Annotated in this window: 12 protein-coding genes; 6 read left to right on the top strand and 6 right to left on the bottom strand. The window is 52.5% G+C overall.

The features are described from left to right. A partial coding sequence (locus VMT71_15915; GenBank protein HVN25459.1) for an MBL fold metallo-hydrolase occupies positions 1 to 509 on the bottom strand: 509 nt, incomplete at its 3' end. 187 nt (positions 510 to 696) lie between these two features. Here VMT71_15915 and VMT71_15910 point away from each other — a divergent pair. Both VMT71_15910 and VMT71_15905 read left to right on the top strand, forming a co-directional pair. Continuing rightward, positions 697 to 894, top strand: coding sequence for a hypothetical protein (locus tag VMT71_15910; protein HVN25458.1), 198 nt, complete (start codon positions 697 to 699; stop codon positions 892 to 894). A 31-nt stretch (positions 895 to 925) separates the two neighbouring features. Further along, a complete protein-coding gene (locus tag VMT71_15905; GenBank protein ID HVN25457.1) occupies positions 926 to 1,147 on the top strand; it encodes a NifU family protein in 222 nt (73 codons plus the stop codon). 138 nt (positions 1,148 to 1,285) lie between these two features. On the opposite strand, the gene VMT71_15900 is transcribed toward VMT71_15905, so the two are convergent. Further along, on the bottom strand, positions 1,286 to 1,927 hold the full coding sequence (locus VMT71_15900; GenBank protein ID HVN25456.1) for a site-2 protease family protein: 642 nt from the start codon (positions 1,925 to 1,927) through the stop codon (positions 1,286 to 1,288). Between the two features lie 233 nt (positions 1,928 to 2,160). Between VMT71_15900 and VMT71_15895 the strand changes: the two genes are divergently transcribed. Beyond that, complete coding sequence (locus tag VMT71_15895; GenBank protein ID HVN25455.1) at positions 2,161 to 4,251, top strand: histidine kinase dimerization/phosphoacceptor domain -containing protein; 2,091 nt, start codon at positions 2,161 to 2,163, stop codon at positions 4,249 to 4,251. 5 nt (positions 4,252 to 4,256) lie between these two features. Beyond that, on the top strand, positions 4,257 to 7,292 hold the full coding sequence (locus tag VMT71_15890) for a PAS domain S-box protein (protein HVN25454.1): 3,036 nt from the start codon (positions 4,257 to 4,259) through the stop codon (positions 7,290 to 7,292). 99 nt (positions 7,293 to 7,391) lie between these two features. Here the strand turns inward: VMT71_15890 and VMT71_15885 are convergent, their stop codons facing one another. From VMT71_15885 to VMT71_15870, 4 genes are all read right to left on the bottom strand, one after another. Beyond that, positions 7,392 to 8,147 (bottom strand): 4Fe-4S binding protein, encoded by a 756-nt coding sequence (locus VMT71_15885; GenBank protein ID HVN25453.1) that lies wholly within the window; start codon positions 8,145 to 8,147, stop codon positions 7,392 to 7,394. A gap of 58 nt (positions 8,148 to 8,205) precedes the next feature. Beyond that, a complete protein-coding gene (locus tag VMT71_15880; GenBank protein ID HVN25452.1) occupies positions 8,206 to 8,937 on the bottom strand; it encodes a hypothetical protein in 732 nt (243 codons plus the stop codon). Positions 8,938 to 9,012: 75 nt separating this feature from the next. Then, the gene (hcp, locus tag VMT71_15875) at positions 9,013 to 10,641 is read right to left on the bottom strand and encodes a hydroxylamine reductase (GenBank protein HVN25451.1); all 1,629 of its coding nucleotides are present in this window, start codon (positions 10,639 to 10,641) and stop codon (positions 9,013 to 9,015) included. A 124-nt stretch (positions 10,642 to 10,765) separates the two neighbouring features. Continuing rightward, on the bottom strand, positions 10,766 to 11,851 hold the full coding sequence (locus VMT71_15870; protein ID HVN25450.1) for a hypothetical protein: 1,086 nt from the start codon (positions 11,849 to 11,851) through the stop codon (positions 10,766 to 10,768). 143 nt (positions 11,852 to 11,994) lie between these two features. Between VMT71_15870 and VMT71_15865 the strand changes: the two genes are divergently transcribed. Together VMT71_15865 and VMT71_15860 are read left to right on the top strand one after the other, a co-directional pair. Further along, a complete protein-coding gene (locus VMT71_15865) occupies positions 11,995 to 12,660 on the top strand; it encodes a Crp/Fnr family transcriptional regulator (GenBank protein HVN25449.1) in 666 nt (221 codons plus the stop codon). Between the two features lie 57 nt (positions 12,661 to 12,717). Then, positions 12,718 to 14,364 (top strand): ammonia-forming cytochrome c nitrite reductase subunit c552, encoded by a 1,647-nt coding sequence (locus VMT71_15860; GenBank protein HVN25448.1) that lies wholly within the window; start codon positions 12,718 to 12,720, stop codon positions 14,362 to 14,364. Positions 14,365 to 14,561: the final 197 nt, after the last annotated feature.

Below are 14,561 nucleotides of genomic sequence, written 5' to 3'. Positions count from 1 at the left end.
CCATCCAGGTCAAGGTAACAGGAGATGGAACCCGGGGTGTGTCCCGGCGTGTGAAGGCAGACGATCGAGTGGGGGTTGAAGGCGAAGCTCCGCTCCTCTTCTGAAAATGTTACATCTACCTGTGTTCGCTCAAATTCAAGGCCGTACCACGCCGCAGCGGTCATCGCGCCATCTCCCTCTTGCACGGCCCTGGCATCTTCGTTGTGCATCAGGAGACGGGCCCCGAATTGCTGCTGAAAGAAACGGGCTCCCCCGCTGTGATCGACGTGGCAATGCGTTATGATCACGGTGGAAAGCTTGTGAGGATCCCGGCCCACCTTCTCTATATTGCGGGCTATTTGTGGAGCGCTCGGTCCGGCGCCCGTGTCAATGAGAATGAGCTCTCCCAGGTCTATAAGATAGACTGCGCAGTCCCTGGAGTCGGTCATTTCTGAACCGGCGACTGTGTAAATTCCTTTGACAACCTCTAATGGACCGCTGGCTCTCATTTCCTTGTCAGATTGTAGCATCCTTCCGCCCTTCCTGCAATGAAAGCGATTCCCAGAGGAGCAACACCGACGTTTCGGAAGCGGACCAGACCCACTATCGACGTTTCCCGTCGAAGTGAAAATCTTACGGGCGTGATATACTAACAGCCGGACTTGCATCGAGCCCCTTTGTGCATTATCTTAACCGGAAGAGAAGGGGGGTGATCTGATGATCAAAGTCAAGACCTTTACAATGCCGCTCAAGGTTTTCGAAACCGTCCGGGAATTGGAGGCTCTAGACGAGCAGGTTAATAAATTTGTCAGCGAAAAAGGAGTTAAGAAAATAATTTCTGCAAGCGACACGTGCACAACGGATACAAATGGCGCTACCATCGGGATCATCCGTGTGGTAACGTATGAAGCGTAGTGGCTGCAGATACTAAACCGGAGGAGGAACAATGAAAGAGAAAGTCGAAGCAGCAATCAATAAGGTCAGACCGGCGCTCCAGGCGGACGGAGGCAACGTCGAGTTGGTAGACGTGAGTACGGACGGCATTGTGAAGGTGAAACTTACCGGCGCATGCGGCAGTTGCCCGATGAGCCAGATGACGTTGAAGATGGGCATAGAACGGGTCATAAAGCAGGAAGTGCCTGAGGTGAAGGAGGTCGTTGCCCTCTAAGGATCAGCTGTAAACCTCCATACAATCTTTCGATAACCCACGGCTCACGACTCTTTATTTCTACGCCTATAGTTGAGGTTCGCTATTCAGGGTCGTGAGCCGTTCATTTGCGAGGGTGAATTGTTTGCTGCGAAGCCTTTAAGGTATTACAAGACTGAGCAGGTGCAGTATGACCGATTCAAGAAAGTTGATGACTGGATCGAGGAAGCCTAACCAGAGAAGCCCGATAATAATAAAAAAGCCGTAAGGCTCGAGCCTGGCCAGCGAGTATTGAAACTGCCGCGACGCAAAGCCCATGACTATTTTAGAACCATCCAGCGGAGGGATGGGAATTAGATTGAAGGCCGCGAGCATGATATTGATGCGCGCCATGTAGAAGAGCATGGTGGTAACTGCTCCAAATGGGGCGAGGTGGAGCAGGCGCAGGGAGAAAAGGGAGAGAAATGCCAGGAGTATGTTCGCGACTATTCCCGCTGCTGAAACGAATACAAGACCTCTGCGTGGGTCACGCAGGTTGTTATAATTGACAGGTACCGGCTTGGCCCAGCCAAAGCCGGCGATGAATAGCATAATTGTGCCGAGAGGGTCGAGGTGCTTCCTTGGGTTTAGGGTAAGGCGGCCAAGCCACTTTGCAGTCTGGTCGCCCATCTTGCTTGCAACCCAGCCGTGCGCCACTTCATGGATGATCACCGAATAGAGCAGCGGTATGATCAGCAGCACGAAAGCGGCTGGATCTCTGAATAGCAAGCTCAGAAGGCCCATAGTAGGTTTTAGTATCACACAAAGGCTGCCCCATTGCAAATGATTTACACGCACCGAAACATTTACAAGCAGTAGCAAATACATTATACTTTGGCAATGTTAACGAGCTTCACCGCGATTGGTACACGCTTTGCAGCATCAATCGCTATACTAGAATTGCGCGATACAATGACGGCCGAAATGCGTCTTGGAGGAATGCTCTTATTCGGCGCCTTTCAGGGGTGCGGGATAAGGTTTGCGGAGACATTCTGTTGAAGAAAGCTCGCCGCCCCACTCGTGACCATCAGGCGAAGTGGCCGGAAGATAAGAAGATCTACGCGGGATTTGCAGCCGCATTCGTAGTACTGGTGCTGGTAAGCATCTCGTCCTACTGGACTACAATCAGGGTGATTGACAATGCCAGTTGGGCGATCCATTCCCACGAAATTGTCCGTGAAATAAGTGACCTGCATTTCCGCCTCTACGTGGCGGAGAGCAGTCAACGTATAAGCGTTATTACGGGCAAGCAGGGAAGCGTGGACCAGTACCAACAGTCCATTGAATCGATCAGGAAAGACCTGAAGCAGTTGCGAAAACTTACCGAAAGCAATCCGGCTCAGAGCCGGCGGGTGGATCAATTGGATCTGCTTCTTTCGAAGAGAATTGCCCTGGTGAGGGAGTTGGGCAATATTCAGCGAACACAAGGTATTGACGCTGCCATGAATGTGATCATGAAGGACGAGGGAAAGAAGATCAGCGACGATATCGGCACCGTAGTCCAGGCCATCGAGAAAGATGAAAAAGAGGTGCTGCGGAGGCGCTCCGACAATGCGGAAGCGGGGGCGAGAACCGTCACGTTCGTGATCTCGTTCGGATACCTCCTGATTTTTGTCCTTTTCGTCGTTGCAGCGTACATGATCCAGTCTGACCTCGCCGAAAGAACACGCATGGAAGAAATGCTCCGTCAGAGTCAGCGGGAGGTCTCGACCTTGCTGGACAGCCTTCCGGCGTATGTCTTCTTCAAAGACTCGAAAAGTGTTTACATGAGTGCCAACAAGAAGTTCAGCGATGCGGTCGGTTTCTCGAAAAGGGAGATTGTGAGGAAAACAGATTATGACTTCTACTCCCGCGACAGAGCGATCAAATTGAGAGGAGACGACGCGCGGGTAATAATGACGGGAGAACCCCTGTACGTGGGTGAAGAGACTGTTGTCGAGGGGGGCAAAACTGTGACGGTTGCCACCCGTAAGGTGCCTCTGAAGAACGAAAGAGGATCTGTCGTGGGGCTGATAGGCGTGGGATTTGACGTCACAGAAATAAAGCAGGGCCAAAAAGCGCTGCGGGAGAGCGAGGAGCGGTTCAGAAACGTGTTTACCCAGTCGCCGATCGGAATCCAGATTTACGACCCGGAGTGTAAGCTCATCGAGATGAATGATTCGTGCATGCATATTTTGGGTGTCGAGATCGTGGACGAGGCGAAAAAGTTCAAACTGTTCGAAGAACCGATGATGACGGAGGAAATAAAGGAGAGGATAGAGAGCAGGGAGACTGTGCGATTTGAGGCTCAGTTTAATTTTTCGCTGTTAAGAGAAAAGATGCTCATGGAGACGAGCCGTTCAGGTAACTGTTACCTGGATTGTCTTGTGTCGCCCCTTGGTGGAGAGGATGACGAGGATCAGCGACTCCTTGTGCTTATGCAGGATGTCACCGAGCGCAGGGTTGCAGAGGAAAGGATAAGACTCTCTTTGAAGGAGAAAGAGGTACTCCTCAAAGAGGTGCATCACCGCGTGAAGAACAATCTCCAGATCATATCGAGCCTTTTGAACCTGCAGTCCAAGTACATCAAAGATGACCAGGCCCTCGAAATGTTCAAGGAGAGCCGGAACCGTATCCGCTCTATGACCCTTATCCATGAGAAGCTGTACCGCTCCAAAGACCTCGCAAACCTGGACGTGGCGGAGTACATACAGAACCTCTCCTCGAATCTCTTCCGTTCCTATAGTGCGGGGAGAGTGAATCTGAAGACCCAGGTAGACGATATACTTCTCGGTATCGATACTGCCATTCCCTGCGGCCTCATAATAAACGAACTGGTTTCCAATTCACTGAAACACGCTTTCCCTGATAAGCAGGGCGAGATCCTGGTCAACCTCCACAGGGACGACGGAAAGTTTACCTTGACGGTCAGCGACAACGGCGTTGGATTTCCTGAACATGTGGACTTCCGGAATACTGATTCATTGGGGTTACAACTCGTCTGTACCCTCACAGACCAGCTTGACGGCGCCATAGAGCTTAATCGCACGGGCGGGACCGAGTTCAAGATCACCTTTGGGGAAATCAAATACAAGGAAAGGGCTTAAGAAGAATGTCACAGGTAAAGATCCTCGTGGTTGAAGATGAGAGTGTCGTCGCCAAAGACATTCAGTGGAGTCTCAAAAGCCTGGGCTATAACATTTGCGGATGGGCTTCGTCCGGAGAAGAAGCATTAGAGAAGGTGGAGACTCTCAAGCCTGATCTTGTGCTGATGGACATAGTCCTCAAAGGAGGTATCGACGGGGTGGAGGCAGCGGAACACGTACGCACCCGTTTCGATATCCCTGTCGTTTATCTTACCGCCTACGCTGACGAACATACGCTGCAGCGGGCAAAGGTGACAGAGCCCTTCGGGTACATTCTTAAACCATTTGAAGAGAGAGAGCTGCACACAACGATCGAGGTGGCACTTTACAAGCACAAGACAGAACGCCGTATAAAGCAAAGCCAGTACTGGCTCTCCACCACGCTCAAGTCGATCAGCGATGGCGTGATAACCACCAATACAGAGGGTCAGGTAACCTTCCTGAATCTGAATGCCGAGGCGCTCACCGGCTGGAAAGAGTCAGATGCTCTGGGAAAAGTCCTGGATGGTATCTTCACCGTAAGGGATTCGGAAGGCGCACCCCTTCCCGTGAAGCCCTGGCTTCAGAGTCTCAGGGAGGGAACCGTGGTCGGACCGGCGAGCCACCTGCTTATCGCCAGGAACGATGTTGCGATACCGATTGATTATAGTACCGCGCCCATTCGTGATGAACGGGGAGATACGATCGGCATGGTATTGGCCTTCCGGGACGTTACAGAGAGGAAGAAATCCGAGCTGTTGCTGAGGCGGGAGAAAGAAACTTTTTTTGCCATGCTCCAGAAGGCGCCCTATGGGGTTATCCTTTTTGAAAAGGCCGGAAGATACCTTTACGTGAACCCTCAATTCACGCTGATCACAGGATACTCGTTGAAGGATATACCGAGCGGGAAGGAGTGGTTTCGCAAGGCATACCCCGAGGCCAATTACAGAAAAAAGGTAATCCGTGCCTGGGTCGAGGATGCGGCGCGAGGAAGGCCGATCGATAGAACGTTCAGCGTGCGCTGCAAGAACGGCGAGTTCCGCGACATTGAAATGAGGACTACCGTGCTGGACGACGGAAGGATTATTCTCACCGTTTCCGATATCACCGAACGTAAGTTGGCAGAGGAGGCCCTGCGAGCCAGCGAAGAAAAATATCGTGAGCTTGTGCAGAACACAAACAGCAGTATCCTGCGCATGGACGCTATGGGAAATGTTACCTTCTTCAATGAGTTTGCGCAGCAATTCTTCGGTTACTCAGAGCAGGAGATACTGGGAAAGCATATCGTTGGCACCATTGTGCCGGAGAAAGATTCGTCAGGAAGAAATCTTGCTGTCATGATCGATGATATGATCAAGCAGCCTGAGAAATACAGTGTCAACGAAAATGAAAATATGCTGCGCAACGGAGGGAGGGTGTGGATCTCCTGGACGAATAAGCCGACGTTCGATAAGGACGGACACGTGAGAGAGATTCTCTGCGTGGGTAATGATATTACCGAGCGAAAACGTGCCGAAGAAGCCCTGCGGTTGCAGGCGCAGATCATCGACCAGATTCATGATTCGGTGATTTCCACCGACCTTGCCGGCCACATAACCATATGGAACAAGGGCGCGGAGCGCCTCTTTGGCTACACGAGCCAGGAAGCATTGAGTAAACACGTGTCCCTTATTTACCCTGAAGATCAGTACCAGATGCTGCAGGACTCAGTCATGGCTCCTCTCAGGGCTGCGGGTGGCTACGAAGTGGAGCTTCGCACGAAAAAGAAATCGGGCGAAGAGTTTTACGTCCACCTGTCCCTTTCTGTTCTGCGTGACAGCAAGGGACTGATCACCGGCATAATCGGTTACCACATGGACATAACCGAACACAAGAAGCTGGAAGAACAACTCCGCCACTCACAGAAGATGGAAGCCATAGGGCAGCTGGCAGGAGGCATTGCCCATGACTTCAATAACATCCTTACGGCGGTCATCGGTTATGCCAATCTGCTGCAGATGCGCCTGGGAGAGGGAAATCAACTGCGGAGTTACGTGGATCAGATCATTGCGTCGTCAGAGCGTGCGGCGAACCTGACCCAGAGCCTGCTCGCCTTCGGCAGAAAGCAGATACTTGATCCCAAGGCGATCACGGTTAACGAGATAATCAAGAGCATGGAGAAGCTCCTCACACGTCTCATCTCTGAAGATATCGAGCTCAGTACGCACTTTGCCGAGAAAGACCTCACAGTGTTTGCGGATGCTGCGCAAATGGGGCAGGTCTTGATGAACCTCGTGACCAACGCCAGGGATGCCATGCCCGATGGAGGGAAGTTGACGATCGGCACCGGTCTTGTCCAGCTGGATAGCACCTTTGTCAAGAGGCACGGTTTCGGAAAACCCGGAATGTACGCCATGATCTCGGTCTCCGATACCGGCGTTGGCATGAACGATCAAACGAGGCAACGGGTGTTTGAGCCTTTTTTTACCACCAAAGAGGTGGGCAAGGGGACTGGCCTCGGTCTTTCGATCGTGTACGGCATAGTGAAGCAGCACAATGGTTTTGTGAACGTCTATAGCGAGATTGGACACGGGAGTACCTTTAAGGTGTACCTGCCGCTCATCCGGTCTGCGTACGGCGAGGAGAAAGAGGCGTCAACCTCCCCGCCGGTCGGTGGAACAGAGACAATCCTCATAGCGGAGGATGACGCAGAGGTTCGGCGGCTGACAAAGAATGTCCTGGAGGAATTCGGCTACACGGTGGTGGAGGCAGTGGACGGCGAAGACGCAATTTCAAAATTTTTGAAGCACAAAAGAAAAGTGGACCTTGTCATGCTGGATGTCGTGATGCCGCGGAAGAACGGAAAAGAAGTATACCAGTATGTCAGGAAGATACGACCAGATATAAAGGCCCTGTTTACGAGCGGCTACACCGCCGACGTAATACATGAGAAGGGCGTACTGGACGAAGGACTCAACTTCGTCTCGAAGCCGGTTGCGCCGAGTGAGTTGCTGAGGAAGATCAGAGACATCCTGGACCAATAGAGAAGAGAGGTTGAGGTAAGGACTTAAAGCAAAGGTTAAGGTTAAGATTAAAGCGTATTGCCTTCCTTAACCTCAACCTTTTTCATCTTTTTCCCTTCTTCAAGCTATTTTCCTGCTCTGCTCGAGTATCTCTCCCCTTACACTGATAACGATTTCGCTGAGCGGAATATTCTGGCCGGACAACTCGAGGGCGCGGCGCACGAGTGCAGGTAACTTAGAGCAGCACGGAACCTCCATGTCAACGACAGTGATGCTCCTGATGGAGGCCTGCCTGAAGATGTCCACGAACTTCTGGAGGTACTCCTCGATATTGTCAAACTTAGGGCAGCCTATGAGCACGGCCTTTCCCGGAAGAAGTCTTGAGTGAAAGTCAGGGTAGGCGACGGAAGTACAATCCGCTGCAATGAGCAGATCAGCGCCTTGAAGAAAAGGAGCTTTCGCCGGCACCAGTTTTATCTGCACGGGCCAGTGGCTGAGGGAAGAAGCTGTTCTGCTGCTCTTTAGATCCGAAGGCCTGTGTAACGGCGCTTCCCGGTCTTTTGCAAACATCTGGATGTGCTGGGAGGGACAACCACAGGCCATCGGCTGCTCGGCCTTTTCCGGCTGGCTCTTGTGCTTGAGATACTCTTCAACAGCCTCAGGGTTAAATTCCTCTGACTCCCGCTCTATGACGGTGAGTGCACCCTCGGGACACTCGCCGAGACAGGCGCCGAGTCCGTCGCAGTATACCTCAGATACGAGCCGTGCTTTACCATCTTTAAGCTCGATGGCACCCTCGGCGCACGCTGTTGCGCAAAGGCCACAACCCGAACATTTCTTTTCATCGATCTCTATGATCTTTCGCTTTAGTCTCATTTCTCTGTTCCTTCCTCTCTGTTGAATAGTGGGGTGGTAACCACGCAACGCGTACTGCTCAACCAGTCAAGACTTGCCTGGCTATTGCCCTCCCGTTTTCAGTCTCGAATACGTCTTCCAGGGCCCTGAGCACATCCTCGTCGCTCGTGAGGCCTTCTTCTCTTTTTTCCTGCCAGTGGGCCGTCGTGTGTGCATCCTTCAAAATCTTTGCGTTCATTGATGCCTTTCTCTGCGACCCATCCCGAAGCGCAGTTATACTGTCCAGAACTTCCTCAATCAGATCCCTGGAAGCTCCCATGCCTTCCAGCAGGAGACTGACACTCCCGATGCCTTCACACACGGCGCCTGATGCGGGGCCTGTGGAGCCCGGCTCGGGACAGGCTATGCCGTGAAGGTACGCGGCGGAAAGGATTACTGCAAGGTCACCAGTGTTGTGGGAATCTATTCCGGCGATCTGCTCTGCGTACCGGGCAACTTTCATGGCGTGACTGATGCTCTTGAAGTCCTGCTTGAAATATTTCTTCATTTCTACGGCAACACGGTCCTTGAGCAGGTCCTTCCTCTTGGACAACAGATCAGGACTCAATTCTCCCAGGCACTGCTCAGCGTATTTGCAGTACGCTGCGCAACCAAAATCCATGCGAGGGTTTGTGACCAGTCGGTGGCACCCTCTGCATCTGCGTGTCGACTCATCTTTGAAGAATTCGACAGAGTGACCGCAATGAGGACAGGGTGCCTCAAAGATGTCGCCTGGCTTCCAGTATCTCGTATCCTGACCGGGGCATATCATGCAGCACCTCTCCGTTAAACCTAACGGGTTGCGCGCTGGAGGGGAGAACCCGCAACGCGCAACCTGCAACGGTCTTTATCCCAAAATTGCTCTCAAATCCGCGTCGGGTGTGGAAATCGGCTTTATGTCATAATTCTTCACCAGGAAGTCGAGTACAGCCGGCGTGACGAACGCGGGAAGAGAAGGACCGAGGCGCATGTTCTTTATGCCGAGGTAGAGCAGCGTCAGAAGTATTGCCACAGCCTTCTGCTCGTACCATGAAAGCACCATCGACAGGGGCAGATCGTTGACGCCGATATTGAAAGCCTTGGCTAACGCCACCGCGATCTGAATCGCTGAATAGGCGTCATTGCACTGTCCTACGTCGAGAAGGCGAGGAATACCGCCTATGTCACCCAGGTCCTTATCGAAAAAGCGGAATTTACCGCATGCAAGGGTCAGGACAACGCAATCCTTTGGGACTTTTTCCACGAACTCTGTGTAGTAGTTGCGCCCCGGTTTTGCACCGTCACAGCCGGCAACCAGAAAGAAATGGCGGATCTGCTTGTTTTTGACAGCGTCAATCACCTTTCCGGCAACGCTCATGACCGTGCTTCTGCCGAAACCCACCATAACAGATCCGGCCTCCTTATCCTCTGAGAATCCGGGCATTGCAAGGGCCTTTTGAATGACAGGACCAAAATTCTGATCGGTAATGTGTGGAATACCAGGCCAGCCCACGAGACCCGCCGTGAAAATGTTATCCTGATAAGCCTGCTGGACCCTCATCAGGCAATTGGTCGTCAGAAGGATAGCGCCCGGAAAATTGACAAACTCTTTCATCTGATTTTGCCAGGCGGTGCCGTAATGGCCGTAAAAATGGGCATACTTCTTCAGCGCGGGATACGCGTGGGTGGGCAGCATTTCGCCGTGGGTGTAAACATTGATTCCTTTGCCTTCAGTCTGCTTGAGGAGCTCTTCGAGATCTTTGAGGTCGTGGCCTGACACAAGGATTGCCTTACCCTTCTTTGTACCGAGCGGGACCTTGGTGGGTACCGGCTGGCCGTAGGTGCCCGTGTTTGCTGCGTCGAGGATTTCCATGGTGCGCAAGTTAATCTCTCCGCATTTGAGCACCAGCTTTACCATGTCTTCAAGACCAAGATCTGTACGCCACGTCGCTACCAATCCCTCGTGCATAAAAGCAGGTATTGCGTCATCTTGCTGTCCCAGTATCTGTGCATGATCAGCGTACGCCGCTATGCCCTTGATCCCGAAAAGTAGCGTGTGCTGCAGGGAAAGGATATTGGGATCGGTCGCAGGGAAGGATTTCAATCCAACCGTTTCCCCCTGCTTCACAAGCGCATCCTTGGTCTTCTCAGGCTGGAAGGTCGCTGGTCCTCCCGCAAAATCAACTTTGCCGCCTGCTGCCTTTACCTTTTCCTTGAGGGAGTCCCTCAGCTTGGTGCCATTTTCGATAAGTTTGACGAACCAGTCCGCATCGAAGTTTACGTTGGTAAGCGTGGAAAAGAGAGCCTTAAAGGTAAACGTGTTGACCTCCGCGTCAACCACACCCACCTTTCTTCCCTCTACGGCGTACTGGGAAATGCCGGTCACAAGATGGACCAACACATCCTGCAGGCTGGCCACCTCAGGCTGCTTGCCACAAACTCCCATCACTGTACATCCTTCTCCCTTTGCCGTCTGTTCACACTGATAACAAAACATAGTCAGCCTCCTCCCTTAGATTTGATCTTTAGAAATGTGTGTCTCATACATCATGAATGCAAGTATACGGCTGGTATGGATTAGCTGCCTTGACTTAAATCAAGAAAAGTAAAGATTCGGGAGGCTACTTTGAAAGACGCTTTCTTGCAACCAGTGCAGCGAGAGCGATCAGGAGAAAACGAGCTGCGGACGGCTCGGGAACCGGCGTTGTGGGGTCGTAATGATGAGGATCTATGTGGCCCGGCTCTGCGGGAGCAGGAGCGGGAGCTACCGGGTTGTTCTGAGGTATTACTACTCCATAATCACCAGAGCTTGAATGAAATATGGGAATTGCTAAGGTGCCTGCTGCCGGGAGGACCCACCCGCCCACTGACGACGTGAGGGTGCCGGAGGGTGTCTGCAGAATTCCCGCAGCAGGTATGGGTAGTGAAGCAGGGAGTAAGCCATCAACTCCAACAGGCTCAGCCGGGTCAGCGTTGACAACATCCGCATCAGCTGGATCCGCAGGCGGCGCGCTGATAGCAATGGGGGGTAGTGAAGCGCTGCCCTCTACGATATCGTTGCCGCATTTCATCGTCCAGTGCAGTCCGATGTCGCTCCGTAGAGTCATGTTTCGTACACTGAAAATAAAGGTCAGGTCCCTGTCGGTCAAGATGACCTCGGCGTCGTCGATAGCCTCGCCGTAGCCGCCCCGCCATGCCTGTTGCGCGCGGTACCTGCCTACATGCGAAACATCCGATGTCATGATCACATCGGAAAACTTGAGCGCATAGACTTTTTTGTTCTCGAAGGAGACGACGTAATCCCATCCCTCAGAAGCTTCAAACATGTCGTCATTGTGCGGCGGTTTTCCCGATACCTTCCAGCCCTGCGACGCTATGTAGAGGTCGCCGGGCGGTGCATCCTGGGTGCGCTTCAGCTTGTGTGTGTAGTTGTAGAAATAGGGCCCGGTGATTTTGACCGTAACCACATCATCCTTCATTACCACTTCCATCTGATCGACCCTTGTTCTGCTGCCAAGCGTATCCCTGTACCCCGAGGGTTTTATATTGACGTACTTGCCGCCCCAGTAAATGGAGCCGCCGGAGCGATCACTGATTGTGGCCGCCTGAACAGGAAGTGTGCTGAGGAGGAGCGCTATGAGCAGGAGGATTCCCGAGAAAATTCTCCTCCTGGCTGTGTCGGGTTGGGTTTTTGGGCGATAGTGCAAAAGCTGTTTTAACCTTCCGCGAACGTGTCTCTCATACTGTATCGTGTTGTTGCAAAAAATACACCAAATAGAATGGTGTTTGACATTTTCCATTCCTGTGTTACCGTATAACGCAAATGACTATGGATATTGCGGAGTTCATAGTGAATGTACCCCTTTTCAAGGGGTTGCCGTCCACGCAGATAGAGCAGCTGGCTTCTATTGCTTCGTATAAGGCATATCGAAAAGGCGAACGCGTCTTTTCCGAAGGGGAGGAAGCGAGCGGGTTTTACGTTGTCATTTTCGGGCGCGTGAAGATCGCAAAGCTTGCGCCTGATGGAAAAGAGCAGATTCTCCACATTATCCAGATGCAGGAGCCTTTCGGAGAAGTGGCTGTGTTTGCCGGCGAACGCTTTCCCGCGAATGCGGAAGCCATGGAAGACTCGAGGATTCTCTTCTTGGAGAGAGATGCCTTCATTCGCCTCATCAGGAAAGAACCATCCGTGGCCATGAATATGTTGGCCCTGCTTTCCCGCCGCCTCAGGCAGTTCAGCAGTCTGATAGAGAACCTGTCGCTCAAGGATGTTCCGGCCCGCCTTTCATCTTACCTGCTCTACATGAGCCAGTACCAGGGGGATAGCAATCTCCTGGAACTCGATGTCTCAAAAACCTTGCTGGCGAATTCTCTGGGCACCATTCCGGAGACGCTCTCCCGCATCCTGGCCAAGATGACGCAGGGAGGGCTTATCGAAGTAGATGGCAGGCGCATCAGGCTTCTCAATCGACGTGTGCTTGAGGAGGTAGCTGCGGGCAGGAGAACAGTTATGTAACTGGAGAGAATGCTTGCATTTTAGCGGCGCATATATCACTCGTTCAGGAGGATTGAGATGAGGGGGAAGGGTATTGGCAGTATCGTCATCGCATTGACTGTCGTCAGCCTGTTGACATCAGGAGCAGCGGGCGCCGAAGGTAAGACAGCGAAAGGAAAGCAGCTGAACATTGCCGAATGCTACGAATGTCATGGCGTGGTAAAAGAGCTCCACGCCGCGGGCAAGCACGCAAAAGTGCAGTGCGGAAGCTGCCACAGCGGACTGGAAAAACATCTGGCCAATCCCGGGCCCGACACAAGGCCGGTGACAAACACGGCGTGGGAGGCGTGCGGTCAATGCCACAAGGAGCAGTACGCCAGTTTCACGAAGGTCTCGATGCATCGTCCTGCCAGAGACGAAAAATCGCAGCTGACCAACAGATCACCCAATCCTTTCTGGGATAAGCTCATGATGGGGCACGGTTTTACCAAGGAGCATAATCTGACCAGGAGCCATTCGTACGCGCTCGTTGATCAGTTCGTGGTGGACAGAGCTTTCGGTGGTAGATTCGAACCGAAGAAGGGTTGGAATTATATACTTGAAAAAGGCAAGGTATGGGACGTGCTTCAGGACAAGGAGCCCTCCACCAATGTGCAGAAGCCGTTCAAGCCACAGACTGCGACAGCGGCCAACCCGGTCTGTTTTCAGTGCAAGTCCCAGGATCAGATCCTTGACTGGGCGTACAGGGGGGAGCCCGGCAAAGGGGCTAAATGGTCGAGAACATCGTCTCCAGTGGAGATGGCCCGGAACCTACAACATAGTCTCAACTGCTTCATGTGCCACGACCCGCACGCTGCCAGGCCGAGGATCGTTCGAGACGCGCTGATCGAGGCGTTGACACAGCCGGACGGAGATACCCTGTGGCACAAGGATCCGAAGAGAACGGGTATCAGGGTGCTCGATATGGGGGAGAGGGGCTTCACGAGAAAAATAGCACTGCTCGAGAAATACGATTCCAGGCTGCTCTGCGGCCAGTGCCATGTCGAATACAACTGTAACCCCGGCTACGATCCGAGGAATCCTGATCTGTCTACCCCTTCCGTCACCATGGCAGACCCGCGGACAAATCATTTCCCGTACAAGGATGTGCTGGGTCTTTATGACCATTACAAGAATAAGATCAGCTTTCTTGACTGGAAGCATGCGTTAACAGGCGGGCTTTTGTGGAAAGCACAGCATCCGGAAAGCGAGACTCATTACAATTCCGTGCACGCGAAGGCGGGCGTGCAGTGCGATGACTGTCATACGCCGAGGATTAAAGACAAAAAGACCGGAAAGACGTACACGTCTCATTTTGCAGTCACCCCGAGGGTGCAGCTTAAGGAGACATGCCTGAAATGTCACAAGTACTGGAACGAAGAACAGGCGAGATACTCGATCGACTCAATCAAGGCTTACACAAAAGGAAGAATGAGAAAGGCCGAGTTCTGGCTATGTGCTCTGATTGATGCGATTGTTGAGGCGAAGAAATCGGGCATTGACGCAGAATCAATAGCAAAAGCCCAGGATCAGCACCTGAGAGCGCACGTGCTGTGGGAGTACTGGACTGCAGAGAACTCCGACGGGTTTCACAATCCTGAACTGGCCCGGGAATCCCTCACGCGAAGCATGGATGAATCACAGAAGGGCATAGCCATTCTCCAGCAGGCAGCGGCCAAGAAATAGAGCCTCCGGGTTCGAGGGTTCAAGGAAACGAGCCGTAAACCGCACGTCTTTCCTGGGACCCTTGAGCCCCAAGCCCTTGAACCCTGGGTCTCATGACCCGCGACCCTTTAGCTTTTGCCTTAAAGTTTTCCGCCAAAAATCCGATACAATAAGAAAGTTCACTATCTCCATGGCCAGAATTACGGGTGGGAACGCAC

The sequence above is a fragment of the Syntrophorhabdales bacterium genome (assembly GCA_035541455.1).
In the GTDB taxonomy this organism is placed as follows: domain Bacteria; phylum Desulfobacterota; class Syntrophorhabdia; order Syntrophorhabdales; family WCHB1-27; genus JADGQN01.
This window is presented reverse-complemented; position numbering and strand designations above follow the sequence as displayed.

Bases quoted from the DNA above. Each gene is read 5' to 3' on its own strand.
- VMT71_15910 (HVN25458.1), top strand. From the start codon at position 697: ATGATCAAAGTCAAGACCTTTACAATGCCGCTCAAGGTTTTCGAAACC.
- VMT71_15885 (HVN25453.1), bottom strand. From the start codon at position 8,147: ATGAGACTAAAGCGAAAGATCATAGAGATCGATGAAAAGAAATGTTCG.
- VMT71_15860 (HVN25448.1), top strand. From the start codon at position 12,718: ATGAGGGGGAAGGGTATTGGCAGTATCGTCATCGCATTGACTGTCGTC.
- hcp (HVN25451.1), bottom strand. From the start codon at position 10,641: ATGTTTTGTTATCAGTGTGAACAGACGGCAAAGGGAGAAGGATGTACA.
- VMT71_15880 (HVN25452.1), bottom strand. From the start codon at position 8,937: ATGATATGCCCCGGTCAGGATACGAGATACTGGAAGCCAGGCGACATC.
- VMT71_15905 (HVN25457.1), top strand. From the start codon at position 926: ATGAAAGAGAAAGTCGAAGCAGCAATCAATAAGGTCAGACCGGCGCTC.
- VMT71_15890 (HVN25454.1), top strand. From the start codon at position 4,257: ATGTCACAGGTAAAGATCCTCGTGGTTGAAGATGAGAGTGTCGTCGCC.